Source organism: Pseudoalteromonas sp. TB25 (assembly GCF_000497995.1).
GTDB lineage: Bacteria > Pseudomonadota > Gammaproteobacteria > Enterobacterales > Alteromonadaceae > Pseudoalteromonas > Pseudoalteromonas distincta.
Genome location: NZ_AUTI01000325.1, coordinates 19,392 through 42,900 on the forward strand (window position 1 = coordinate 19,392; position 23,509 = coordinate 42,900).

Below are 23,509 nucleotides of genomic sequence, written 5' to 3' on the forward strand. Positions count from 1 at the left end.
AATATAGTTGTTCTATATGAATGATTTTTAACGCAGTAAGTGCGCTATTTAATGCGATACAATGATCATATTTTCAATAAAAATTGGTATTAATCTTGAGTCTAAGTAATTAGTCCCCATAACCTTATGATTAAGCCACGTGGCCCGAGGAAAGATTTTTTGACAACACATGATTTAGCTAACGCACTTGAAGCGTTATCAGTAAATGAGCACCAACATGCAGTTAAAGGCATTAAACGTGGCATAGAGCGAGAGTCGCTAAGAATACAAGAGAATGGTGCTATATCATCTAAAGGCCACCCAGAAGGGGTGGGCAGTGCATTAACTAATGGCCATATCACAACTGATTTTTCTGAGTCTTTACTTGAATTTATTACTCCAGTTAGTGAGTCGTCAACGCAAACTCTTAAGCAATTAAAAGATCTTCAAAAGTTCACTCTAGAAAAGATGGACGATGAACTGCTTTGGCCTATTAGTATGCCATGCTTTATTGAACACCAAGATGATATTGTTTTAGCTCAATTTGGTAGTTCAAATACTGGTCAAATGAAAACACTATACCGTGAAGGATTAAAAAATCGTTATGGAAGTATGATGCAAGCAATTGCAGGTGTTCACTTTAATATTTCATTCCCAGATACGCTTTGGCAATCGCTTCATTCGTTACAAAAAAGCAATGCAAGCCTTCAAGATTTTATTTCAGAAGGTTATTTAGCGCTTATTCGTAACTTTAAACGCGAACTATGGCTAATAAGTTACATGTTTGGTGCATCGCCAGCATTGTGTAACTCATTTTTACAAGGTCGAAAAACCGATTTACCATTTAAAAAACTAGGTAAAGGTACACTTTACTTAGAAGTTGGTACGGCACTGCGTTTAGGCAATTTAGGTTATACGAATAGCGCTCAGTCGTCACTACGCGTAATGTATAACTCGTTAGATGAATATGTAGCAGGCCTTAAAAAAGCAATCAACACACCATCAGAAATTTATGGTGATCTTGATGACTATAAGAGTGAAAACCCTAAGCAGTTAAATAAAAATATTCTGCAGATTGAAAACGAATTTTACTCGCCAATTCGTCCTAAGCGTAATGCTAAAAGTGGCGAAACGCCAACGGATGCACTGCTTCGAGCAGGCATTGAATACGTAGAAATTCGCGCATTAGACGTTAATCCGTTTAGCGAAGTTGGTATTGATATTGAGCAAATTCACTTTTTAGATGTGTTTTTAACGTATTGTTTATTAAAAGATTCAGCTCCAATGGATTGGAAAGAACAAGCACGCAGTACTGAAAACCTCGACACAGTAGTCAATCAAGGTCGAGAAGAAGGGCTAATGCTTAACTTTAATAACACACAGCGTAGTCTTCAGTCGTGGGGCGATGAAATATTTGCACAGCTCACTGATGTCGCTAAATGGATGGATAATGCTTATGGTGTTAATTATTACTCCGATACTATAAAGCGCATGGCAACGTGGGTGCATAATCCAGAGCTTACTTATTCTGGACGTTACGTGTCGCAATTAAAAGAGTCTGGTTTAGACAACGGTCACTTTGCACTAGCACTGGCTAATAAATACAAACAAAGCCACGCAGACACTGATTACAGTGAGTTTTTAAAGCCTTGGCTGGAACAACAAGTTGTAGAGTCTAACGAAGCACAAACTGCAATTGAGCAAGCAGATACTCAGTCATTTACCGCCTTTTTAGATGCGTATTTTGGCGGTAAATAATCTTAATACTTAGTAAAATTTAAGCAAAAAAAACGCAGCCTAAGTAGGCTGCGTAAATATATATTCAGGGATGAACTAATGCTGTACTGCTGCATTCATTGAGTCAGACCCACACTTTTTAGAAAAGTTCTGTGAGATCTTAGAAAAATGAAAAAAAATGCAATTATTTTATCTCTTGCCATTACTTTAGCTGGTTGTGCTACAGCCCCTCCAAAACAACCTAACGATCTATGTAAAATCTTTGAAGAAAAACCTGATTGGTATTTTGACGCAAAAGATGCGCAAGAAAAATGGGGTTCTCCTAAGCATGTACTCATGAGTATGATGTACCAGGAAAGCTCATTTAAGCATGATGCCGCTCCGCCTATGGAGTACTTCTTATGGATAATTCCAACCGGTCGCGCAAGTGATGCTTATGGTTACTCACAGGCTAAAACACCAACATGGTCAGATTATATTCGTGAAACAGGCAACAATGGTGCTGATAGAGACGACTTTGACGATGCAATCGACTTTATGGCGTGGTTTGTTTATAAAACGCATAAAGTAAATAAAATCTCTAAATGGGATGCTTACGCACAATACCTTAATTATCATGAAGGTTGGGGTGGCTATAAGCGTGGCACATATAAAAAGAAAAAGTGGTTAATGGGTGTAGCAAATAAAGTTAAACACAGAGCGAGCCGTTATGGCGCGCAATTAAAGCGCTGTGAAGACGAGCTTGATAAAGGTTGGTTTGAACGTCTTATATTTGGCTAGAGAGTTATTAATGGATATAAAAAAGGAGCCAATCGGCTCCTTTTATACTTAGCGAGAACGCTTATTAGGCTGAATCTTCACCTGTTTTATCATATTCTCTTTTACTTCAAGTACTTCAATAGGGTAGCCCGCAATACGTAGACTAATATTTGCATCGGGAATATCTTCTAAGTATTCAACAATTAAACCACTCAAAGTTTTTGGGCCGTCTAGTGGGAAATCCCAACCCATCTCTTTATTTAAATCGCGTACGTTAGCGCCGCCATCTACAATACAAGAGCCATCAGTTTGTGTTTCTACTTCTTCGCTTGGCGTACGAGTTTGTGTAGTTGTAAAATCGCCAACAACTTCTTCTAAAATATCTTCAAGCGTTACTAAACCTTGAATATCGCCATACTCGTCTACTACTAAGCCAATACGCTCTTTAGACTGCTGAAACTTTAACAGCTGAGTGTTAAGTGATGTTCCCTCTGGGATAAAGTAAATTTCGCGTACAGCACGCAGCAAAGATGGTTTATCAAATTGCTCTTTTGTAAGTAGGCGAAGTGCATCTCGAGAGTGAATAAAGCCTACTGCGTCATCTATATTGTCGCGATACAATAACACGCGAGTATGTTGTGCATGGGTAAGCTGGCGACTAATTAGTTTCCAATCATCATTAATATCAATAGCCACAATTTCGTTGCGTGGGATCATGATATCTTCAACGGTTACTTGCTCTAAATCTAAAATTGAGGTCAGCATACTTTGATGGCGAGCAGGGATAAGTGCGCCTGACTCATTGAGCACTGTTTTTAATTCTTCTTTGCTCATGCTGTGCTCGTCGATTTGAGCGGCACTAATACCAAATAATCGCAATATCCCGTTGGTCATCCAGTTAACGATAACAACAAAAGGAAAAAGAATTTTTAGTAACCCTTTAAGTATTATTGAGCTTGGAAAAGCAACTTTTTCAGGATAGAGGGCAGCAAGAGTTTTAGGTGTTACTTCGGCAAATATAAGCACGACTAAAGTTAACACACCCGTAGCGATAGCAATACCAAGGTCACCGTAAAGGCGAATACCTATAATGGTAGCAACTTGAGCTGCAGCTATATTGACAAGATTATTGCCAATTAAGATTAAACCGATGAGCCTATCTGGACGGCTAAGTAATTTACTGACTCGTTTAGCTGCACGATGATCCTCTTTAGCGAGGTGTCGCAGGCGTATACGATTGATTGACATAATTCCGGTTTCTGAACCAGAAAAATAAGCAGAAAAAAGCACCAAAAAACCTAAAATGATAAATAGGGTACTTGTCGATATGTCGTCCAACGATGGATCCTTTTCTTATAAATCAATGCGTATTAAGCTAGAGTGAGCAAGCAGAGTCAAGTTAAAACTTATTTAGTATTACTTCTTGTATGAAACGGCTGCCAAAATATGCGAGTGTGAGGACAAATGCAGCGACCATGATCGTAATAACCACAGGTTTACCGCGCCAACCCTTTTTCATATGCCCGATGGCTACAATGGCAAAAATAGCCCACGCAACTAACGACAATATCGTTTTATGAATGAACTCTTTAGCAAACATCCCATCAAGAAATACAAACCCCGAGAGTAATGCGAACGTGAGTAATATGGTGCCTAAATTAAGGAGTTGGTAAAGCTGGCGCTCAACAACCATCAAAGGCGGGAGGTGACTATGCACAATTGCTAAATCTTTACGTTTTAAACGTTTATCAATAAAGTAGAACTGTACACCATATAAAGTAGCAATAATTAAAATACAGTAGGCCAATAGGGATAAGGAAATGTGTGTTACTAAGCCAACCTCAATATTAATGCTTTGCAGTAAAATATGATGAGGAATAAATAAACTGGCAATTGTAAGTAAAGCACCAAAACCATAAACAACGGGCAATAGTAAAGTGGCGGGGAACTTTAGCGACACAGCTGTTACTGAAACTACAATAACCCAGCATGTTAAAAGGGAGACGTTTACAATACTTAGGTCTTGACCGTCGGATCTAAAAACAGAGTTAACTAACAGCAGCATATGCGCCACTATAGCAACCGTGCTCAATATGACGGTTACCTTTTGGCTAGGGCCTTGTTGATGAAACAGGCGTGAGAGCACGTGAGACGTTGCTAACACATAAAATAAACTGGCAATAATAGTTAAACTAATAATCAGCATTGTGCTTGGGCCACTTAATTTGAGACAAAATAATCCTTGTTGTTATATAGCCATTGTATTTTATAGCAAAGCAAATGCATAGACCTTAAAAAAAGAAACTCAACAAGGTGCACTTGAACACTGTATTGTAAGACGCCATATACGGTATACTACTTTTAATTGAAACTTAATAAGTCAATCCTGGTTAATTGAAAATCAAACTAACCGTAAAATTTTAATGGATTGATATAAACGTCTTATCGGAACCGTTACATGTTTGAGAACCTCCAAGAACGATTAGGTAAAACCTTAAAAAATATCAGTGGCCGTGGCCGTCTGACTGAAGACAACATAAAAGACACACTTCGCGAAGTGCGTATGGCATTTTTAGAAGCCGATGTGGCACTGCCTGTTGTTCGCGAGTTTGTAAAACAAGTTAAAGAACGTGCAGTTGGGGTTGAAGTTACAAAAAGCTTAAGCCCAGGCCAAGTATTTATAAAAATAGTGCGTGAAGAACTAGAAAAAGCAATGGGTGAGGCCAATGAAGAGCTAAGCCTAAATGCACAACCGCCAGNCCGTTGTTATGGTAGCGGGTCTGCAAGGTGCGGGTAAAACCACCAGTGTAGCTAAGCTTGCTAAGTTTTTAAAAGAACGCAAAAAGAAATCAGTGCTTGTAGTAAGTGCCGATGTTTATCGCCCTGCTGCGATTAAGCAGCTAGAAACGCTTGCTACAGAAGTTGACGTTGATTTCTTTCCAAGTGATATTTCGCAAAAGCCAGTGGATATTGCAAACGCTGCAATTTCTCATGCTAAAAAGAAATTTATAGATGTAGTACTTGTTGATACCGCAGGTCGTTTACATGTTGACAGCAACATGATGGACGAGATTAAAGATCTTCACAAAGCAATCAACCCAATTGAAACTTTATTCGTTGTTGATGCAATGACGGGTCAAGATGCGGCAAATACAGCTAAAGCATTTGACGAAGCCCTGCCACTAACCGGTGTAATATTAACAAAAACCGATGGTGATGCACGTGGTGGTGCTGCTTTATCTATTCGTCATATCACAGGCAAACCAATTAAATTTATGGGTGTGGGTGAGCGTACTGACGCACTAGAGCCTTTTCATCCAGACCGTATAGCGTCGCGTATTTTAGGTATGGGTGATGTACTTTCATTAATCGAAGAAGTCGAAATGAAAGTAGATAAAGAGCAAGCTGCCAAAGTTGCTGAAAAAGTATTTAAAGGTGCCGGTTTTACCCTTGACGACTTTGCTGATCAATTAAAGCAAATGAAAAATATGGGTGGCATGATGTCGATGCTTGATAAGCTCCCTGGTATGTCTAACTTACCAGATGCTGTTAAAGGCCAAATGGGTGACAAAACATTTATCCAAATGGAAGCTATTATTAGCTCAATGACTAAAAAAGAGCGCGCACGTCCAGAAATCATTAAAGGTTCACGTAAAAAGCGCATAGCTGCTGGCTCTGGTACACAAGTACAAGAGATTAATAAGTTGCTTAAGCAGTTTACGCAAATGCAAAAAATGATGAAAAAGATGAAAGGTAAAGGCGGCATGACCAAAATGATGCGCGGTATGAAAGGCATGTTACCACCTGGGATGATGGGTGGCGGTGGTCCTAAGTTTTAAAAAATACTTTTGAGTTATTTTTTAAAATAATAGCGAATCATATTTAAAGGAGCAAATAGCTCCTTTTTTGTTGAATAAATTATGCATGTAATACACCTTTAACCCTAATTTGTCGTTGAGATCACGGTTTAACCTACTAAACTGTCTTTTTGCTTCACTTCTTACTTGCGTTATTGCCAAAAACTCGTACAATTCCCCAGCTCCTCATTCTGGGGAGTAAATCTTATTAATGAAAACAGTCAATCTTTATAGAGGACGGTATGGTAACTATTCGTTTGCAACGTGGTGGCGCTAAAAAACGCCCTTTCTATCAAATTGTGGTTGCGGATAGCCGTTTCTCGCGTGACGGTCGCTTCATCGAGAAAGTAGGCTTTTTTAACCCAATTGCTTCAGGTCAAGAAGAAAAAATTCGTTTAGATTTACCACGTGTTGAACACTGGGTAGGTCAGGGCGCATCTCTTTCAGATCGCGTAGCTAAGTTAGTAAAAGACGCTCGTAAAGCGGCTTAATAGGCGTAAGTGTAACCATGAGTCAAGAGAACACCTCATCAATAATTGTCGTAGGAAAGCTCGGTGCCCCATATGGTATAAAGGGCTGGCTTAAGGTACATTCATTTACTGATGATCCCGTAGGGATCTTCGATTTCAGCCCGTGGTTGATAGGGCAGCAAGGTAAATGGCAGTCCTTAGAAGTGGTCGACTGGCGTCGCCACAACAAAGGCTTTATCGCTAAATTTGCGCAGATAAACGACCGAGACGAAGCAATGGCTTATACCCATGCTGAAATCTCAATGGATGCAGCGCATTTACCAGAACTTCCGCAAGGTGAGTTCTATTGGCGAGATCTCATTGGCATGTCTGTTGTAACCGATAAAGGTTATAGCTTAGGCATTGTTGATGACCTTATGGAGACAGGGTCAAATGACGTACTAGTTGTGAAAGCAAACAGTAAAGACGCATTTGGTCAAGCTGAACGTTTGATTCCTTTTTTAACTGATTCAGTTATTAAAGAAGTTAAATACGACGCAAGAGAAATTACCGTAGATTGGGATCCAGGGTTTTAATGACGCAAACTAGTTCATTATGGGTAGGGGTGATAAGCCTTTTTCCAGACATGTTTGACGCTATTACAGACCAAGGTGTTACCGGTCGCGCAGTAAAAAATGGTTTAATTGATTTTAACTGTTGGAATCCGCGAGACTACGCTTTAGATAAGCATAGAACCGTAGATGACCGTCCTTACGGGGGCGGACCAGGTATGTTAATGATGGTTGAGCCATTAAAAAAAGCGATTGCCGAAGCTAAAAAAGCAGCTGGTGATGGCGCTAAAGTAATTTATATGTCCCCGCAAGGGCGCAAACTTGATCAGCAGGGCGCTAGCGAACTCGCTAACTCTAATAAACTGATTTTGATTGCCGGTCGCTATGAAGGTATAGATGAGAGAATAATAGAATCATATGTTGACGAAGAATGGTCAATTGGTGATTTTATTTTGAGTGGTGGTGAACTACCTGCCATGACATTAATTGACGCAGTAGCGCGATTAGTGCCAGGTGTGTTAGGTCATAACCAGTCAGCAGAACAAGATTCGTTTTCGGATGGCTTGTTAGATTGTCCACACTATACACGACCAGAAACATTGGACGACAAACAGGTTCCTGCTGTATTACTCAGTGGAAACCACCAAGAGATAGCAAAGTGGCGGCTTAAGCAGTCATTAGGTAGAACTTGGTTACGACGTCCTGACTTGTTGCATAACCTAGCTCTGACTGAGGAGCAAGCGGTATTACTCGCAGAATTTCAGCAAGAGTACCAAAAAGCTTGTGGCTAGAAGACAGTTACACCTAGGAAAGTGAGAAACATAATGGCAAAAGTAAACCAAAATATTATTAAAGCGCTTGAAGATGAGCAGCTTAAAACAGACGTACCTGCATTTGGCCCTGGTGATACAGTGGTTGTACAGGTAAAAGTAAAAGAAGGTGCTAAAGAGCGTCTACAGGCCTTTGAAGGTGTTGTAATCGCTAAGCGTAATCGTGGTCTTCACTCAGCATTCACAGTTCGTAAAATTTCGAACGGTGAAGGTGTTGAGCGTGTATTCCAAACGCACAGCCCTCTTATTGATAGCGTAGCAGTTAAGCGTCGCGGTGCAGTTCGCCGTGCTAAGCTTTACTACCTACGTGAGCGTTCTGGTAAATCTGCACGTATTAGAGAAAAACTTAACTAATACGCGCTGTTTATCAACGCAAAAAAACGGGTTGCATCCTTCGGGTTGCAACCCGTTTTGGTTTTAGAATATTATTATCTCAATTCTCAATTCTCAATTCTCAATTCTCAATTCTTATTTCCTCATTAGTAAAATTTAAGCTTTAGCCTTTTATCAGTTAGCTGATCCTGTTAGTATTTATCGTATTGATTAGTTTACTTTTATGTAAATTTATATTTACGTTATTTGTTTTTTAAGGTGGTATGAACGTGGCTGACATAAGTGATTTAGCACAGCTGAGAGAAGGTATAGATGAATGCGACGCACAACTTGTTGCCTTACTCGCTAAACGTAATGGTATTACGCAAAAAATTGGTGAGATAAAACAACAAACAGGCGCGCCTTTACATGCACCTAATCGTGAAGCAGAGCTATTAGCGGCAAGAAGGCAAGAAGCAATAAATCAAAATGTAAGCCCCGATCTCGTTGAAGATATACTAAGACGCATGATGCGAGAAGCCTATCAAAACCAACAAGCAAAACTTGCATGTGCAGCGCCAGAACTTTCGCCAATTGTTATTGTAGGTGGCCAAGGTGCTATGGGGCAGCTATTTGCTCAGCAGTTTATTCGCTCAGGTTACGAAGTTAAAGTTTTAGATAAAGATCAGCAAAACGATGCGCAAAATATTTTAAAAGGTGCCAAGCTGGTAATGATTAGCGTACCAATTAATGCATTGGACGCAGTAGTTGCTAAGTTACCTAAACTAGATGATGACTGTTTACTAGTTGATATTACATCGGTAAAGCAATCGCCTATTAAAGCACTAAAAGCTGCGCACAGTGGCCCTGTGGTGGGTTTGCATCCTATGTTTGGCCCTGACATATCACACTGGGTAAAACAAACGGTCGTTGTATGTGAAGGGCGAGAGCACCAAGCGGCAAAAGGTTTGTTACAGCAGTTACAAGTATGGGGTTGTCAGCTTGTTGAGCTTCATGCTAAAAAGCACGACGAAGCAATGCAAATTATTCAGGTAATGCGCCATTTAACAACATTTGTGTACGGACAGTTTTTAGCAAAACAAAGTCATACACTTGAAGAGTTACGTAGTTGCTCGTCACCTATTTATCAATTAGAGCTGATGATGGTAGGGCGTTTATTTGCGCAGTCGCCGGAGTTGTACTCAGATATTATGTTAGCGCAATTCGATGATGTAGAGAGCCTGCTCGCACAGTACCAAGACACTTTTGCAAGTACATTGGAAAAATTAAAAGCAGGAGATAAAGCAGCGCTTATTGATTCTTTTGCGCAAGCGAAAGTTTACTTTTCTGACTCAACAGAGCACTTTTTAACACAAAGCCGAAGCTTATTAAATAAAGCGAATGATTCAAAAGTTTTAGACTAATACTTGTCACTTTTTACTAAAAAGGGCCGATATCGGCCCTTTTTAATTATGAAAGTGTGTATTAAGTATTAACGCTTACTGCCTGTAATGACTCGCTTTGATAGCAGCCTAAAATACGCACATATTGGGTGTGTTCTTTAAGTTCTTCTAGCGCTTCTTTTACTTGGCTATCAGCTAAGTTTGCTTCAAGATCTACATAAAATACTTCTTCCCACGGATTGCCCGGAGTTGGGCGCGACTCAAGTTTTACTAAATTAATCTTATGCTGTTTAAAAATCATCAACGCATCGGCTAGTGAGCCCGCTTGCTGTTTTGTCGACATGATTAAACTAGTTTTAGTTGGAATTTGGTTAGACACTTGCAGAGGTTTACGCGCAACAACAATAAAGCGGCTATGGTTTTCGCTTTGATTAGCAAGATTTGATTTGATGACTTCAAGGCCGACATTTTTTCCTGCTTGTGCAGAGCCAATTGCAGCACTATTTGGTGTGTTCAGAGCTGATTGTAATGCGCTTGATGTAGAGTCACAAGTTTCGTGTTGCAAATCACCCAAGCCTTGCAAAAAACGGCTGCACTGTGCAAATGGTTGTGGATGTGCAAATACTTTTGTTAGTTGGCTAAGTTCAGTATCAGGGTTTGCGAGTAAGCAATGCTCTACACTGTGAGTGACTTCTCCAACAATAGAGACTTGTGCGTGCTGTAATAAGTCAAATACTTCGTTAATGCTACCAGAGCTTGTGTTTTCAATCGGTAATAAACCAAAATCAGCTTGGCCGTTTTCTACTTTACCTGTTATTTCGTCAAACGATGTACAGCCAATTTCAATTAATTTACCAGGGCGGCGACTAAAGTATTTATGACATGCAAGCTGGCTATAAGAACCTTGACCACCTAAGTAAGTTACACGGTGTGTTTCACTCAGTGCGTCTGGATTAAGGTTTTTTTGTAACATTGCTTGTTGGTGTAAAACTGAATCTTCCAAAATAGTTTGAAACACATTATTTACGTAGTAAGCATCTAAACCCAGTGACTTACCATAACCAATTAATTTTTCTAGAAGCGCGAGTTCACGTGCTTCATCGCGAATTGGCTTGTTGTTGGCGATTTTATATTCAACCACACCGTGGCTAATGCGACGACGTTTAGCTAATAACACGAGTAGGTCGGAGTCTATTTCATTTATATCGTGTCTTAGTGCATTTAATACATCATTTGTCATTTTGGTATCCTCATTCCAAAAGTAGGCTGTTACTACACAGCAAAAACAAAAAAGCCTCCCAGTTGGGAGGCTTTACTATTCGATTGATTTTATCTCACAAACAGGGAAGCCTCTTTTATATAAAGAAGCTAAAAAACGAAAAAAAAGTGCGAGAGATAAATAGTTTCATGCAGTTAATGTATGGAGAGTTACTAACAATGTCAATAACGATACGTTGCTAAATAAGCGCAAAGCGCTATTTATTTGGTCATAATTAGTTTTTAGTGATATTTAACAAATAATTTATAAATATTAAGTCAGATCTGATATATTTCGTAAACTGGTTCAAATAATAACAATTATTAATAATTAAGGTTGACCTGTGGTTTACAGACGCCCTCCATCGCGTTTTGGATTTAATTCTTTAAGTGTAAAACTTTCACTACTTATATCTGCTATTTGTTTAATAGCAGGGGTGTGTGCGGCTGCCTTAATGCTTAAATCTGAAGAGAAGCAACTTGTTTTTGAAGAGCATGAGGTGTTAAAAAGCTCTACAGATTTATTAGTGAAGCAGTTTAATGAACGTATTAAAACAAAAATAAATATAGCTCAGCAAGCCAATAACGTAGTGACAGAGCAGCTATTTCAATCTAATTTACCAATTAATTTAAGTAATAAATCACAGTTACAGTTTAATAGCGATGGTACGATTCGAAGTGCCTCGGCTGATGGATTATCAGCAGCATTTTTACCACAGCAAAATTACTCTCCTTTTTATAAACGCCTATTTAATGATTCCGAAATGTTATGGCGTATAATTTCTCCGACTCTGGTACACGACTTTTTTAACTTTTATTTAATTACCGATGACGATTTCATTCGTGTTTCTCCTCCAAACTGGGCATTAAATGCGCCAGCCGAGTTTAGAGTTACTCAAGGGTCAACGTACAAATCTATTAAAAGTATGCTGGGGTCAGAGCGAGAGCCTGCATGGTCAAAAGTTTATTACGATACAGTATGGCGAAAGTGGGTTATTAGCTTACTAGTGCCGGTGTATGTTGATAACGAGTTTTTAGGTGTAACGGGAAGCGATATTTCCCTTAATAAACTTATTTCATTTTTACCTGTTGGCGATAAAGAAAAACACTTACTTGTATTTGATAGTAAAGGGCAATTGTTAGCCCATCCCAATCTAAACCCTGCATTATTAGCTGACTACGGTAGTGACAATAAAGCACTCGCTACTAACGAATTTGTAAACCCAGAACTGCAGTCAATTATTGACGATGCAATTGCGGTGAAGTTACCAGAATACGCCAATTCATTTGAACAAAATGATGAAGCTCACATTATTAATATCCGTAAAATTGATGATTTAGATTGGTACATAGGGGTTTATAAAAAACGTTCATCAACGTTATCTGCGTTACAAGATTTAAAACTGAAGTTTTTTGGACTCTTTATTTTATACGCAATATTAGTTGCCTTATTGCTGCATCAGGCGCTTTATCAACTAGTGCTTCGGCGTTTACATACTTTAGTTTATGCAGTAACAAGCTTTGGTAAAGGTCAGCTAACAACAGAGTTTCCGCCAGAAAACAAAGATGAGATTGGTACCCTTAATGGCTCATTTAGAGACATGACGGTAGAAATCCGCAAACTTATTGATGGTTTAAACCAAAGAATTACAGAAAAAGAAATTGCTGAAAAAGCAGCTAATCGTTTATCTAAAGCGGTCGCGTTCTCGGGCACTGGGGTTGTGATCACCGATGAAAATTTTGTCATTGAGTATGTAAACCCCAAAATGCTCGAAATGACAGGCTATCCAGAAAGTCATTTTAATAGAGCACCATTACTTAATATTATTGCCTCAGAAATGTCTATTTTAGTCGAAGATATAGACATAGATTTACGCAGCCGTAATTACTGGCGCGGGGACACATTAATAGCGGGTTTAAACAAAGAGCCAATTTGGGTGTCTTTAAGTGTTTCGCCAATTCGTGAAGAGGGCGGTGAAATAACCAGTTATGTAGCATCAGCACAAGATATTTCGTTTGTAAAAGAAAGCCAGCGTAAAATGGAACAACTGGCTTACTTTGACACCCTTACCGGACTTGCCAACAGAACGTTTTTTAGAATGCAATTGCGTAAATCAATGGCATTAGCAGAGCGCGGGCATTATGCATTTGCTTTGTTTTACTTTGATTTAGACGAATTTAAGCGTATTAACGACACATTAGGGCACGATGCTGGCGATCAATTATTAATTGAAGTGGCAAACAGACTTAAAAAACGTTTACGAGCCGAGGACACCATAGCGCGCTTAGGTGGTGATGAATTTGCAGTGTTGCTCAGTGGTATAGAAAGCCAAGCTCACGCGGCTGATGTTGCCAATACAATTCAAAAAACACTGAACGTGCCTATAAAACTAGGTAGCAATGAAGTTATTGTGAGCGCGAGTATTGGTATAACTATGGCTCCTTACGATAGCTTAGAGGAAGATCAGTTACTCAAACATGCTGATTTGGCAATGTATGAGGCAAAAGCAAAAGGACGTAATACCTTCCACTTTTATAGCCAAGAATTAAATGCGGCCGCAAATGAGCGTTTATTTATTGAAAATGAGTTACGTATAGGGCTCAAAGAAAAGCAATTTGTAGTTTACTACCAACCTCAAGTTGATAGCCGTACTCATCAGGTCGTTGGTTATGAAGCGTTATTAAGATGGTTCCACCCAACTGAAGGCGCAATCCCTCCAGATAAATTTATTCCTATTGCAGAAGCGACAGGCCTTATAGTTGAATTAGGTGAATGGGTGCTTCAAGAGTCTTGTGATTTTGCCGTAAGATTGGCAGAACAAGGTCTAGAAAATAATATATCGATAAACTTATCGGCCCGCCAGTTTAAAGACTCAAGCTTAGTTACAACACTGAGCAAAATGATAATTAAGTCGGGTGTTTCAGCAAAGCGCCTTCATTTAGAGCTGACCGAAAGCATGCTAATGGGTAATGTAGAGGCAGCCATTACACAATTGCACGAGCTTAAAGCATTAGGTATATCAATTTCTATTGATGACTTTGGTACAGGTTATTCATCGCTCAGTTACTTAAAACGATTCCCGGTTGATATATTGAAAATTGACCGTTCATTTGTAAAAGATATCCCAGAGGATACAAATGATATGGAAATCACTGCAGCTATTATTGCCATGGCGCAAAAGTTAAAGCTAGACGTGGTCGCAGAAGGGGTTGAGACAATAGAGCAGATGCAGTTTTTACAAAATAATAATTGCTTCATTGTGCAAGGTTATTATTTTAGTAAGCCAATTGCTGAGCACGAACTACCGAATTTGTATGAAAGGTTAAATGAACTCGCAAATAGCGAAGTAACTAGTTAATAAAATTGCGGGTTAACCACCCGCAATTTTAACTTTAAATTTTAACGCTTCTAAAATGCCTTTTAGTTTATCTCGGTCATCACCTTGTACTTCAATAATGCCTTCTTTTACTGCGCCGCCTTGGCCCATTTTGCTTTTTATAGTTTTAGCTAACTTTTTTAAATCGTGATCTTTTGGATCAATGCCAACAACTAGCATTACGCCTTTGCCTTTACGCCCTTTTGTTTGACGCTCAATGCGAATAAAACCATCTTTAAAAAGTTTAGCGTGCAACTCTTTTTCTGGTTTCGGCTGGTCAATGCGACCCGTACTAGTTGAATATACTAAGTGACTATCACTCATACCTTACCTTTGTGGATAAAAATGAATTAAATACTGGTGTAAATGATAGCAAATTTGAAGTTGTGTGTTTTTCTTTTTGCTAAATACTTTTAACAGGTTATATTTAGTTCAAAGGAAATATTATTGGAGTTTAATATGAGTTTAACTAAGAATGAATCAGTCGATGGCACTACATTAACAATACAAATTAAAGGTAAGTTTGATTTTAATTTAGTGCAATCGTTTCGCCAAGCTTATGCTCAAATGAGCGAAAAAACAGTAAAGGTTATTATCGATTTAAGAGAGACTGATTACATGGATAGTTCAGCACTTGGCATGTTACTTAATATGAAAAAAACCATTGATAGCCAAGTGAAAACCATCGAAATAAGTAATTGCCAACCTCAGCTTAGAAAAATCCTACAAATTTCACGTTTTGATAAAAAGTTTGATATTAGCTAATGATACATGTGTTGATTGTTGACGATCAGGCGCTCAATCGCATTTTACTAAGTAAAATGCTTGAGCAGGAAGGTTACAAAATTTCAGTGGCTTACAATGGGCTAGATGCACTTAATGTACTTAAAAGAGAGCAAATAGACATTGTACTACTTGATGTTTTAATGCCCGTAATGGATGGTTTTGAAACCGCTGAAAAAATAAAACAGCAGTATAGTGAAGTTTACTTACCGATTATTTTTATAACTTCCTTAGACGATCAAGCAAGTTTTGAGCGGTGCCTCGCGGTAGGTGGCGATGACTTTATTCATAAACCATTTGAAAAAGTTATTTTGCATGCAAAAATTAAAGCACATAGCCGCACCAGAGAGCTAAGTAAAAAATCAAATAAACAAAAAAAACTGCTTGAATATCATCATAATCAAATTGAACGTGAACACGAAATAATTGAGCATATTTTTAATAACTCATTAGAGAATCAAGGCAAGTTTAAAGAGTACCTCGATTTTAATTTATCGCCGGCGTCTATGTTTAACGGCGATATGTTTTTAGTGGCGCAAAGTCCAATAGGCAATCTGTATTGCATGTTGGGAGACTTTACAGGGCACGGCTTAGCGGCAGCTATTGGTGCATTACCTATCTCTCGTGTTTTTTATACTATGGTACAAAAAGGCATGGCGATTAATGACATTGCCTGTGAGCTAAATACACTGCTTTACAATCTCCTACCTGGACACATGTTTTGTGCTGCAACCATTATAGAGCTTAGTGCATCCGGTAAAAGTATTTCTGCATGGATGGGCGGCCTGCCAGATGCGTACCTAATAGATAAAGACGGTAATGTAAAACAAACATTAGAGTCGCAACATATGGCGCTGGGGATTTTAGACGATCAAGAATTTGAATATGAAGTTATTCACTTTGAAACAAATAGTAATACACGCCTAGTATTAGCAACCGACGGTATTATAGAAACAGCAAACAAAGAAGATACATTTTTTGGGGAAGAGCGTTTTTTACAAACCTTAAAAAGTAAATCGATGATTAGTAGCGAAGATATAGTGGCTGACGTTACTGAGTTTGCAGATGGCACTAAACAGCAAGACGATTTAAGCATTGTTTTACTAAACTGCCTGCCTTTAGTTCCTGAGGAGCAAGAGCGAGAAGCATTCTCAACTTTAGCGTTTAATTTATCTTTGAGTTTAAACTCAGAACAAATAAAAAAAACAGACCCCGTTTACGACGTTGTTAATATTTTAAGCAGTGTTGGGGGGCTAAATGCCCATCGTTCTAATATATTTTTACTGTTGTCTGAGGCTTATAACAATGCGCTTGATCATGGTGTACTAGGGCTTAACTCAGAGATTAAAAAACAAGAAGACGGCTTTTTTCGATATTACGAATTAAGAGAGGCAGCTCTTGCTAAACTTACAGATGCGATGATTATTATTGATATGCGCTATTGCCCCGACACGCTCAGTTTATATTTCATTATTTGTGATTCAGGCCGAGGGTTTAGTAGTAAGCACGATGAGTTGGCAAAGGTTAATAATGAATTTGGTAGAGGGGTGTCTTTACTAGAAGAAATAGCCGAAAAGGTAACTTATAACGCCAGCGGTAACCAAGTTGAAATGTGCTACAAGTTGAGCTAGCTCTGCAAAAATATCCATGCTATTATTCTCGAAACTTTAGATGTATGGATGGCCAAATGATTTCTTCTTACCTAAAACAAGCACAATTAAGTGCTAATCCAGCTTTGATTTCAACAGAGCTTGAAAAGCTTGAGCTACATTTAGCAAACACAGCTTTGCCTGAGGTATGTTGGGAGTATCAAATACCTGAGCTTGGCGAGGGCGGTGCGTGTAGTTTATTTGGTTACCTACAAGATGAGCCATTCAAATTAACTGATTATCTTGAAAATGATGAGCAAACCCAGTTCAAGCTAGCTAATTTACAAAGTATTGTGAGCTACATTGAGCACCAAACAAGTGTTGATTGGTATGGTATTTATCAATCAACTAATACTAGTGAAGGTAAGCAACTATTAAAATTGGCTTATCATGGTGCGCCTAGTCGTCCGTTGTTCCCTTTAACGCAAGCATTTGCGGCAGGTAGTAATAACGTGCAGGTTGCGCTATCTCACAAGGGCCGTATTATTAATAACGTTGAAGAGTACTTATCACAAGGTGGTGAATACTACACATGCGATCCTAAAGTTAAATCAGAAACCTGCTTACCTTTATTTAATACACAAAATGAATGTGTTGGTATTGTAGATGCTGAAGCCTTTAAAAATGATTTTTTTGATGAAAAGACGCTTGCCGTTTTAATTGCATGTTGTATTAAAATTCCTCACTTTCTAGTGTAAATAACGCTAGTCAACATGATGTGCTTTTATGTTAAGCTTAGCTTAACAGCTAACCCCTAAATAACGATAAGAGATAGCCAATGTTCTCAGTATTAAAACCATTACCAACAGATCCTATTCTTGGCCTTATGGCGGCCTATAAACAAGATACAAACCCTAATAAAATTGATTTAGGTGTAGGTGTCTACAAAGATGAGCAAGGCAATACACCGGTTCTTAAAGCGGTTAAAAAAGCTGAAGCGTTTCGTCTTGAAAACGAAATGAGCAAATCTTACATTGGTTTAGCGGGTAACTTAGATTACTGCCAAAAGATGGAGCAGTTACTACTAGGCGAACATCAAGCATTGCTAGCAAATCGCGTACGTACTGCACAAGCGCCAGGTGGTACGGGCGCACTTCGCGTTGCAGCTGAATTTATTAAGCGTTGCAATGCAGATGCAACAGTATGGGTAACTAACCCAACATGGGCAAACCATATTAGCTTGTTTGAAGCTGCAGGCTTAACAGTAAAAGAATACCCGTATTACGATTACGAAAATAAAGACTTACTGTTTGATGAAATGATCAACACACTTAAACAAGTGCCTAAAGGTGATGTAGTTTTAGTGCATGCATGTTGTCATAACCCAAGCGGTATGGACTTAAACGAAACACAGTGGAACACAGTTGCCGAACTTGCAAAAGAAGTTGGCTTTACACCACTTGTTGATATTGCATACCAAGGCTTTGGTGCTTCACTTGAAGAAGATGCACGTGGCTTACGTATTTTAGCTGATGCAGTAGAAGAGCTAATTATTTGTTCTTCATGTTCTAAAAACTTTGGCTTATACCGCGAGCGTATTGGTGCATGTTCACTAATTGCAAAAGATAGCGCAACAGCAGATATTTCAAACTCTGTAATGCTAAGCGTTGTACGTAGTATTTACTCAATGCCGCCAGCGCATGGTGCTGATATTGTTAATACTATTTTAAGCAGTACAGAGCTTACACAATTATGGCACTCAGAGCTTGATGAAATGCGTAGCCGCATAAATGGCTTACGTAGCTTAATTAAAGAAAGCTTAGCAACTAAAGATATTGCGCAAGACTTCTCATTTATTGAACGCCAAAACGGTATGTTTTCTTTCTTAGGTATTAATAAAGAGCAAATTGCTCGCCTACAAAAAGAATATGGTATTTATATTGTTGGTTCTAGCCGCGTAAATGTTGCAGGTGTTAGCCAGTCAAATATTGAATACTTTTCAAATGCTGTAGCTGACGTTTGTAAATAAACGCAGTTAATATAAAAAAACCGCACATCTAATGATGTGCGGTTTTTTATTATCTAAATTAAAACAAAAAGCTTTAACCGATAGCAGGAATTAGCCCCGCCATTTGCATAAACTGCGCAGCAATAATCGTTATGCCACATATAGCTGCTATGCCAAGCCCAACATTCCCACTTTTAACTTTGTAGCCTGTTTTACTTGATGTTGTACGCTGTTTATAAACCATTGCTACGGGCAAAAATATTGCAAGTACGACAAGTGCTATTGCTGCGTAACCTAAAGCCATAATAAAGCCTTGAGGATAAAATAATGCAAAGCCAAGCGGCGGAATAAACGTAATTAAGGCCGTTTTAATTCGGTCCGTTTTATTGTCACCTTTTTTAAATGTATCAGCAAAAAAATCGAATAACCCTAAACTCACCCCTAAAAATGATGTCGCAAGTGCTAAATCAGCAAATAACTTAACGGCCGTTGCTACACTTGGGTTATGCGCAATACTTGCTACGCTTGATACAAAGCCACTAAGGCCTTGGCTGTTGAGTAAGTCAGCTTGGCTCATAATACCTTGGCTAAGTAGTTGCCAAAAAATATAAATGACTAAAGGCAGGGCGGCTCCAGCAATCATTACTTTGCGCAGTACTTTTATTTCTACACCAACATATTTAACAATTGAAGGAATAGAGCCATGAAAGCCAAACGAAGTAAATATAACCGGTATAGCCGAAAGGATTGACCCTTGCTCTACAGGCATCTCTAATAAATGCTTACCTTGTACATAAGGGGTTAGCATGTAAAACAAACTAGCTAATACAATAATTTTTATTGTAAATAACACTCTATTTAGTTTATCTACCTTGCTAGTGCCCAGTGTTACCACACTTGCAATAATAACAGCGAGGATCACAGAGCCAAACTGTGGGGCTATATTTACATCAAAGCCTATATTTATACGCGCTTGAAGTTGTGCACCACCACCTGCAATATAAGCAGCGCATAAAGCGTAAAATAAAAAAACCATCGAAAAATTCGCGATGTATTGTCCTCGCTTCCCAAGCAATAATTTAGCCAGCGTATTTAACGTTGCATCGCGTGGTGCATATTGGTGTAGCTCTAGCATGAGTAGTGCGGTGTAGGTCATTAGTAACCAGCTAGCAATTATCAATGCAAGCGCAGTACTAAACCCAAGCCCGGCAGATGCAATTGGCAGTGCCAACATACCTGCACCAATAGTTGTGCCTGCAACAATTAACATGCTTCCAGTTGTTTTATTTTTAAGCACTTAATTACCTTAATTATTATTAATATACATGCACGATATAACTAGTTACTCAAATCTCAAATAGTTTTGTAATAAAAGAGCTGTATTAAAATGTAACTTACAATTTACAACTGTATTTATTAAGGACTTGTATGCATTTAAAAGTATTAAAATAGGGTGGTGAGGGTATAATTTTATGTACGTTGGATTGCGTTATAAAACGCTAAGGATTGGCATGTGCCGGTAAAAGTATCGTATTTTTTTATGGTTCTCATTTGGTCTACTACACCTCTGGGGATTGTGTGGAGCAGTGAAACAGTATCGCCAACGCTTGCTGTATTAATGCGTATGCTGGTGGGGTTGTTTTTAGGTGGTTTAATTGTTGCCATAACAAACATTAGAGTACCTTGGAGCAAAAATGCATGCTTACTTTATTTTTATTCGAGTATAGGTATTTTTGGCGGTATGTTGTTGAGCTATATGGCAGCTAAAACAGTCCCTTCGGGTATTATTTCGCTTATGTTTGGCCTTGCACCTATTTTGTCAGGGTTGCTTGCTCAGCAATTATTAAATGAACCTAAATTTAGCCCGATTAAATTAGTGGCGTTAGCGTGCGCCTTAATCGGCTTATATTTTGTTAGTTATAACCAAGTACAAAACTCGCAAACTCAAGGGCTCGGGTTACTTTATGTGTTTATGGCTGTCTGCTTTTTTAGCTTAAGTGGTGTGATGATTAAGCGCGTACAAATTGCGATTCACCCTATGGCAACAACATTTGGTGCCTTAGTTTTTGTAACCCCACTCTTTTTTATTGCTTGGTGGTTATTAGATGGTCAGTTGCATATACAAAACTGGAGTGCAAAATCATTGTGGGCAATTGGTTATCTAGGTGTGTTTGGATCTTTAGTTGGGGCTTTGGCGTATTTTCATGTACTGCAAAACCTAAATGCGAGTACGGTATCACTTACTACGCTCATAACTCCTAGCTTTGCGTTAGGCTTAGGAGCTTGGCTAAACAATGAGCCATTAAGCCAAGAGCTAATAATTGGTGCGGTTATTATTTTAATTAGTCTGGGTTTTTTCCAATTTGGTGATAAATTTTTAAAGCGAAAGAGAGTAAGCGCAAATTAGTTTTACTACATTTTCTCTATTTGAATAATTAAACGACGGTTTTTGTCTCGGCCTAAAATGTTATCGTTATTATCAACAAAGCGTTTTTCGCCTAAACCGGTGGTTTGCACTTTTGCTTCATCGACACCCAAGCTCACCATATAATCTTTTATAGTTTTGGCGCGCTTGCGCGATAAATCTAAGTTATTCCAGCGGCCGCCATAACTATCGGTGTATGAGTCAATGCTAATGGACTCTATGCTTGCATCATTTTTTAAATACTCAGCAATTTTATCAAGGCGTTGTTGCGACGATTTAGTTAATTTACTGCTGTTAGATTGATAGTTCATTACAGTAAACGAAATATCTTCAAAGCTGTAAGGGAGTAGCTCATCACGGCATTGTAAAAAAGCCCAGTAAGCTTGTTTAAAGTTTACACTCGATATACCAACGGCAATTTTATCGGCACTGTTTTGCCAGTCTTGATAATAAAAAGTAGGGTAGTAGCCTTTTTCAAGCTCACTAAGCATCTCCCATGCGGTTTTATTGCCCAGCTCACCATCAAACTTTTTAAGTAATTTCATATTTGCAATATCACGGGCCGGTAAGCCTGCTCGCCAAGACGGTGGCACGGCTTTTAAACCAGCAATTGCGTAATTATCTGGGCGTACAACCATATCTAAATTAAACGTTAAGTTTTTATTTTTACTTGCTGAAGCTTTAAAAATAGCTTCCCCATAATAAGGAACTTCATGATTTAATTGGCATTGTAAGCGCGTTGTTTTAACGACTTCCCAGTTGGAGTTGTCTTGGGTTGCTGTGTATTGGCGCATAGCAGCTTGCGAGTGAGTACTGCAAAGCACTGCACTTATACTAAGGCTAATAAATAACAACTTATACTTCATGGTGCTCTCCAGCTATCCGGGAATGCCAATAATTTGGCAAATTAACGACTGCAATGATTAGTTTGTTCTCTACGTAACTAACTTACAAGTTAAAGCAAGTTATGTGCCTACAATTTTAAAGCAATAAATACTTAAATCCCCTAGCCTAGGGGGCATCAATTTTGACATAATAGTCAGCTTACACGTATAAACAAAGAAGACTATGGCAAATACTGAGCAAACACCTTTCGCAAAACGCTTTCGTGGATTTTTTCCTGTTGTTATTGATGTTGAAACTGCTGGTTTTAACAAAGAAACAGATGCCTTGTTAGAAATAGCAGCTTCTGTTTTAAAAATGGATGACGAAGGACTGCTCAGCATAGATCATACTGTTCATTTTCATGTTCAGCCATTCGAAGGCGCTAATATAGAACAAGCAGCCATTGACTTTAACGGTATAGACCCGTTTTCACCATTACGTGGCGCAGTACCTGAAGATGAAGTAATTAAAGAAATATGTAAAGTAGTACGCAAAGCGCAAAAGGCCGCTGGGTGCCAACGCTCAGTTATTGTGGCGCATAATGCCGCATTCGATCATGGCTTTTTAAATGCAGCAATAGAGCGTAATAACATTAAGCGTACGCCATTTCATCCGTTCGTAAGCTTTGATACAACATCTTTAGCGGGTTTAGCGTTAGGGCAGACTGTATTAGCAAAAGCATGTAGAGCGGCAGGTATCGAGTTTGATAACAGCCAAGCACACTCAGCGCTTTACGACACAGAACGTACAGCTGAGCTTTATTGCTTAATAGTAAATCGCTGGCAGCAATTAGGTGGTTGGCCATTAGCGCCAACTGATGATTGCGACGCTAATAACAAAGTTGAAACTGATACACAAAATAACGAAGAAACTAAAACGTCTGAGTAATTTTACCCTCAGTTAGCTTAACTAGGTGGGGCGGGTAAATACGCGAAAATTGTTTAGAATCTTTCGCTATTTTAAGCTCCACACCAGGGTGCATTAATTCATTTACTTTTAAACGACTACTGGCAAGTAATTGCACTATTTTTTGCTTAATAAGTAGTTTTTGACGATGAATATGTGCAGAGCGTATTTTTATATGCTTTTCATTTTCAGTTATCTTATTCATGAATTGCTGGCGCTGAGCAGCCCCCGCAATTTTACTCGCTTTTTCACGAGCCTGTTGTAAAGCGGTTACTTTAGTCGCAAGTACTTTTTCAAAATCGGTTATTTGTGTTTGCTTTTGGCGAAGCTCAAACCAGAGTTGCGCTAAAAATACGCGCGTTTTAGTACCGGCTGGCGCGC

Annotated in this window: 21 protein-coding genes and 1 pseudogene; 15 read left to right on the forward strand and 7 right to left on the reverse strand. The window is 38.8% G+C overall.

Annotation, left to right across the window (positions count from 1 at the left end; genetic code table 11):
- The first annotated feature begins 159 nt into the window (after positions 1-159).
- Positions 160-1,737: a glutamate--cysteine ligase gene (gene gshA / locus L652_RS0112445; RefSeq protein ID WP_024596583.1), complete on the forward strand. Its 1,578-nt coding sequence runs from the start codon at positions 160-162 to the stop codon at positions 1,735-1,737.
- A gap of 147 nt (positions 1,738-1,884) precedes the next feature.
- Positions 1,885-2,496, forward strand: a complete 612-nt coding sequence (locus tag L652_RS0112450) for a transglycosylase SLT domain-containing protein (protein ID WP_002962200.1) — start codon at positions 1,885-1,887, stop codon at positions 2,494-2,496.
- A gap of 48 nt (positions 2,497-2,544) precedes the next feature.
- Here the strand turns inward: L652_RS0112450 and L652_RS0112455 are convergent, their stop codons facing one another.
- Both L652_RS0112455 and ccsA read right to left on the reverse strand, forming a co-directional pair.
- On the reverse strand, positions 2,545-3,813 hold the full coding sequence (locus tag L652_RS0112455) for a CNNM domain-containing protein (protein ID WP_002962198.1): 1,269 nt from the start codon (positions 3,811-3,813) through the stop codon (positions 2,545-2,547).
- Positions 3,814-3,874: 61 nt separating this feature from the next.
- Entirely contained in the window at positions 3,875-4,681 is an 807-nt protein-coding gene (gene ccsA / locus L652_RS0112460) for a cytochrome c biogenesis protein CcsA (protein ID WP_002962197.1), read from the reverse strand.
- A gap of 252 nt (positions 4,682-4,933) precedes the next feature.
- Between ccsA and ffh the strand changes: the two are divergent.
- The 6 genes and pseudogenes from ffh to tyrA all read left to right on the forward strand — a co-directional run bounded on the left by ffh (position 4,934) and on the right by tyrA (position 9,919).
- Positions 4,934-6,314: pseudogene (ffh, locus tag L652_RS01000000123765) on the forward strand (signal recognition particle protein).
- A gap of 260 nt (positions 6,315-6,574) precedes the next feature.
- Positions 6,575-6,823 (forward strand): 30S ribosomal protein S16, encoded by a 249-nt coding sequence (gene rpsP / locus L652_RS0112470; protein WP_002962192.1) that lies wholly within the window; start codon positions 6,575-6,577, stop codon positions 6,821-6,823.
- Between the two features lie 17 nt (positions 6,824-6,840).
- Positions 6,841-7,377, forward strand: a complete 537-nt coding sequence (rimM, locus tag L652_RS0112475; RefSeq protein WP_024596584.1) for a ribosome maturation factor RimM — start codon at positions 6,841-6,843, stop codon at positions 7,375-7,377.
- Positions 7,377-8,144, forward strand: a complete 768-nt coding sequence (gene trmD / locus L652_RS0112480) for a tRNA (guanosine(37)-N1)-methyltransferase TrmD (protein ID WP_002962190.1) — start codon at positions 7,377-7,379, stop codon at positions 8,142-8,144. The genes rimM and trmD overlap by 1 nt, the downstream gene beginning before the upstream one ends.
- A 33-nt stretch (positions 8,145-8,177) precedes the next feature.
- A complete protein-coding gene (rplS, locus tag L652_RS0112485; protein ID WP_002962189.1) occupies positions 8,178-8,537 on the forward strand; it encodes a 50S ribosomal protein L19 in 360 nt (119 codons plus the stop codon).
- Positions 8,538-8,785: 248 nt separating this feature from the next.
- Positions 8,786-9,919: a bifunctional chorismate mutase/prephenate dehydrogenase gene (gene tyrA, locus L652_RS0112490; protein ID WP_024596585.1), complete on the forward strand. Its 1,134-nt coding sequence runs from the start codon at positions 8,786-8,788 to the stop codon at positions 9,917-9,919.
- Positions 9,920-9,980: 61 nt separating this feature from the next.
- Here the strand turns inward: tyrA and L652_RS0112495 are convergent, their stop codons facing one another.
- Positions 9,981-11,138, reverse strand: a complete 1,158-nt coding sequence (locus L652_RS0112495; protein ID WP_002962945.1) for a chorismate mutase — start codon at positions 11,136-11,138, stop codon at positions 9,981-9,983.
- Positions 11,139-11,499: 361 nt separating this feature from the next.
- On the opposite strand from L652_RS0112495, the gene L652_RS0112500 reads away from it, so the two are divergent.
- The gene (locus L652_RS0112500; RefSeq protein WP_024603482.1) at positions 11,500-14,514 is read left to right on the forward strand and encodes an EAL domain-containing protein; all 3,015 of its coding nucleotides are present in this window, start codon (positions 11,500-11,502) and stop codon (positions 14,512-14,514) included.
- A gap of 12 nt (positions 14,515-14,526) precedes the next feature.
- Here L652_RS0112500 and L652_RS0112505 read toward each other — a convergent pair whose 3' ends face one another.
- Positions 14,527-14,856, reverse strand: coding sequence for a translation initiation factor (locus tag L652_RS0112505; protein ID WP_002962947.1), 330 nt, complete (start codon positions 14,854-14,856; stop codon positions 14,527-14,529).
- Between the two features lie 135 nt (positions 14,857-14,991).
- Between L652_RS0112505 and L652_RS0112510 the strand changes: the two genes are divergently transcribed.
- The 4 genes from L652_RS0112510 (at position 14,992) to L652_RS0112525 (ending at position 18,933) form a co-directional block, all read left to right on the forward strand.
- Entirely contained in the window at positions 14,992-15,297 is a 306-nt protein-coding gene (locus L652_RS0112510; RefSeq protein WP_002962948.1) for an STAS domain-containing protein, read from the forward strand.
- On the forward strand, positions 15,297-16,946 hold the full coding sequence (locus L652_RS0112515) for a SpoIIE family protein phosphatase (RefSeq protein ID WP_024595659.1): 1,650 nt from the start codon (positions 15,297-15,299) through the stop codon (positions 16,944-16,946). The genes L652_RS0112510 and L652_RS0112515 overlap by 1 nt, the downstream gene beginning before the upstream one ends.
- 56 nt (positions 16,947-17,002) lie before the next feature.
- Positions 17,003-17,662: a GAF domain-containing protein gene (locus L652_RS0112520; RefSeq protein ID WP_024595660.1), complete on the forward strand. Its 660-nt coding sequence runs from the start codon at positions 17,003-17,005 to the stop codon at positions 17,660-17,662.
- Between the two features lie 80 nt (positions 17,663-17,742).
- A complete protein-coding gene (locus L652_RS0112525) occupies positions 17,743-18,933 on the forward strand; it encodes an amino acid aminotransferase (RefSeq protein ID WP_002962951.1) in 1,191 nt (396 codons plus the stop codon).
- Positions 18,934-19,006: 73 nt separating this feature from the next.
- Here L652_RS0112525 and L652_RS0112530 read toward each other — a convergent pair whose 3' ends face one another.
- Complete coding sequence (locus L652_RS0112530; RefSeq protein ID WP_024595661.1) at positions 19,007-20,209, reverse strand: aromatic amino acid transport family protein; 1,203 nt, start codon at positions 20,207-20,209, stop codon at positions 19,007-19,009.
- Positions 20,210-20,425: 216 nt separating this feature from the next.
- Here L652_RS0112530 and L652_RS0112535 point away from each other — a divergent pair, with 216 nt between their 5' ends.
- On the forward strand, positions 20,426-21,319 hold the full coding sequence (locus L652_RS0112535) for a DMT family transporter (protein WP_024595662.1): 894 nt from the start codon (positions 20,426-20,428) through the stop codon (positions 21,317-21,319).
- 5 nt (positions 21,320-21,324) lie between these two features.
- Here the strand turns inward: L652_RS0112535 and L652_RS0112540 are convergent, their stop codons facing one another.
- Positions 21,325-22,203, reverse strand: coding sequence for an OmpA family protein (locus L652_RS0112540; protein ID WP_024595663.1), 879 nt, complete (start codon positions 22,201-22,203; stop codon positions 21,325-21,327).
- A 202-nt stretch (positions 22,204-22,405) separates the two neighbouring features.
- On the opposite strand from L652_RS0112540, the gene rnt reads away from it, so the two are divergent.
- Complete coding sequence (gene rnt, locus L652_RS0112545) at positions 22,406-23,110, forward strand: ribonuclease T (protein ID WP_024595664.1); 705 nt, start codon at positions 22,406-22,408, stop codon at positions 23,108-23,110.
- Here the strand turns inward: rnt and L652_RS0112550 are convergent.
- On the reverse strand, positions 23,094-23,509 hold a 416-nt coding region (locus tag L652_RS0112550), incomplete at its 5' end, for a FapA family protein (RefSeq protein ID WP_029770285.1). The genes rnt and L652_RS0112550 overlap by 17 nt on opposite strands.

Bases quoted from the DNA above. Each gene is read 5' to 3' on its own strand.
- L652_RS0112450 (WP_002962200.1), top strand. From the start codon at position 1,885: ATGAAAAAAAATGCAATTATTTTATCTCTTGCCATTACTTTAGCTGGT.
- ccsA (WP_002962197.1), bottom strand. From the start codon at position 4,681: ATGCTGATTATTAGTTTAACTATTATTGCCAGTTTATTTTATGTGTTA.
- rpsP (WP_002962192.1), top strand. From the start codon at position 6,575: ATGGTAACTATTCGTTTGCAACGTGGTGGCGCTAAAAAACGCCCTTTC.
- rimM (WP_024596584.1), top strand. From the start codon at position 6,841: ATGAGTCAAGAGAACACCTCATCAATAATTGTCGTAGGAAAGCTCGGT.
- trmD (WP_002962190.1), top strand. From the start codon at position 7,377: ATGACGCAAACTAGTTCATTATGGGTAGGGGTGATAAGCCTTTTTCCA.
- rplS (WP_002962189.1), top strand. From the start codon at position 8,178: ATGGCAAAAGTAAACCAAAATATTATTAAAGCGCTTGAAGATGAGCAG.
- L652_RS0112495 (WP_002962945.1), bottom strand. From the start codon at position 11,138: ATGACAAATGATGTATTAAATGCACTAAGACACGATATAAATGAAATA.
- L652_RS0112505 (WP_002962947.1), bottom strand. From the start codon at position 14,856: ATGAGTGATAGTCACTTAGTATATTCAACTAGTACGGGTCGCATTGAC.
- L652_RS0112510 (WP_002962948.1), top strand. From the start codon at position 14,992: ATGAGTTTAACTAAGAATGAATCAGTCGATGGCACTACATTAACAATA.
- L652_RS0112515 (WP_024595659.1), top strand. From the start codon at position 15,297: ATGATACATGTGTTGATTGTTGACGATCAGGCGCTCAATCGCATTTTA.
- L652_RS0112520 (WP_024595660.1), top strand. From the start codon at position 17,003: ATGATTTCTTCTTACCTAAAACAAGCACAATTAAGTGCTAATCCAGCT.
- L652_RS0112525 (WP_002962951.1), top strand. From the start codon at position 17,743: ATGTTCTCAGTATTAAAACCATTACCAACAGATCCTATTCTTGGCCTT.
- L652_RS0112540 (WP_024595663.1), bottom strand. From the start codon at position 22,203: ATGAAGTATAAGTTGTTATTTATTAGCCTTAGTATAAGTGCAGTGCTT.
- rnt (WP_024595664.1), top strand. From the start codon at position 22,406: ATGGCAAATACTGAGCAAACACCTTTCGCAAAACGCTTTCGTGGATTT.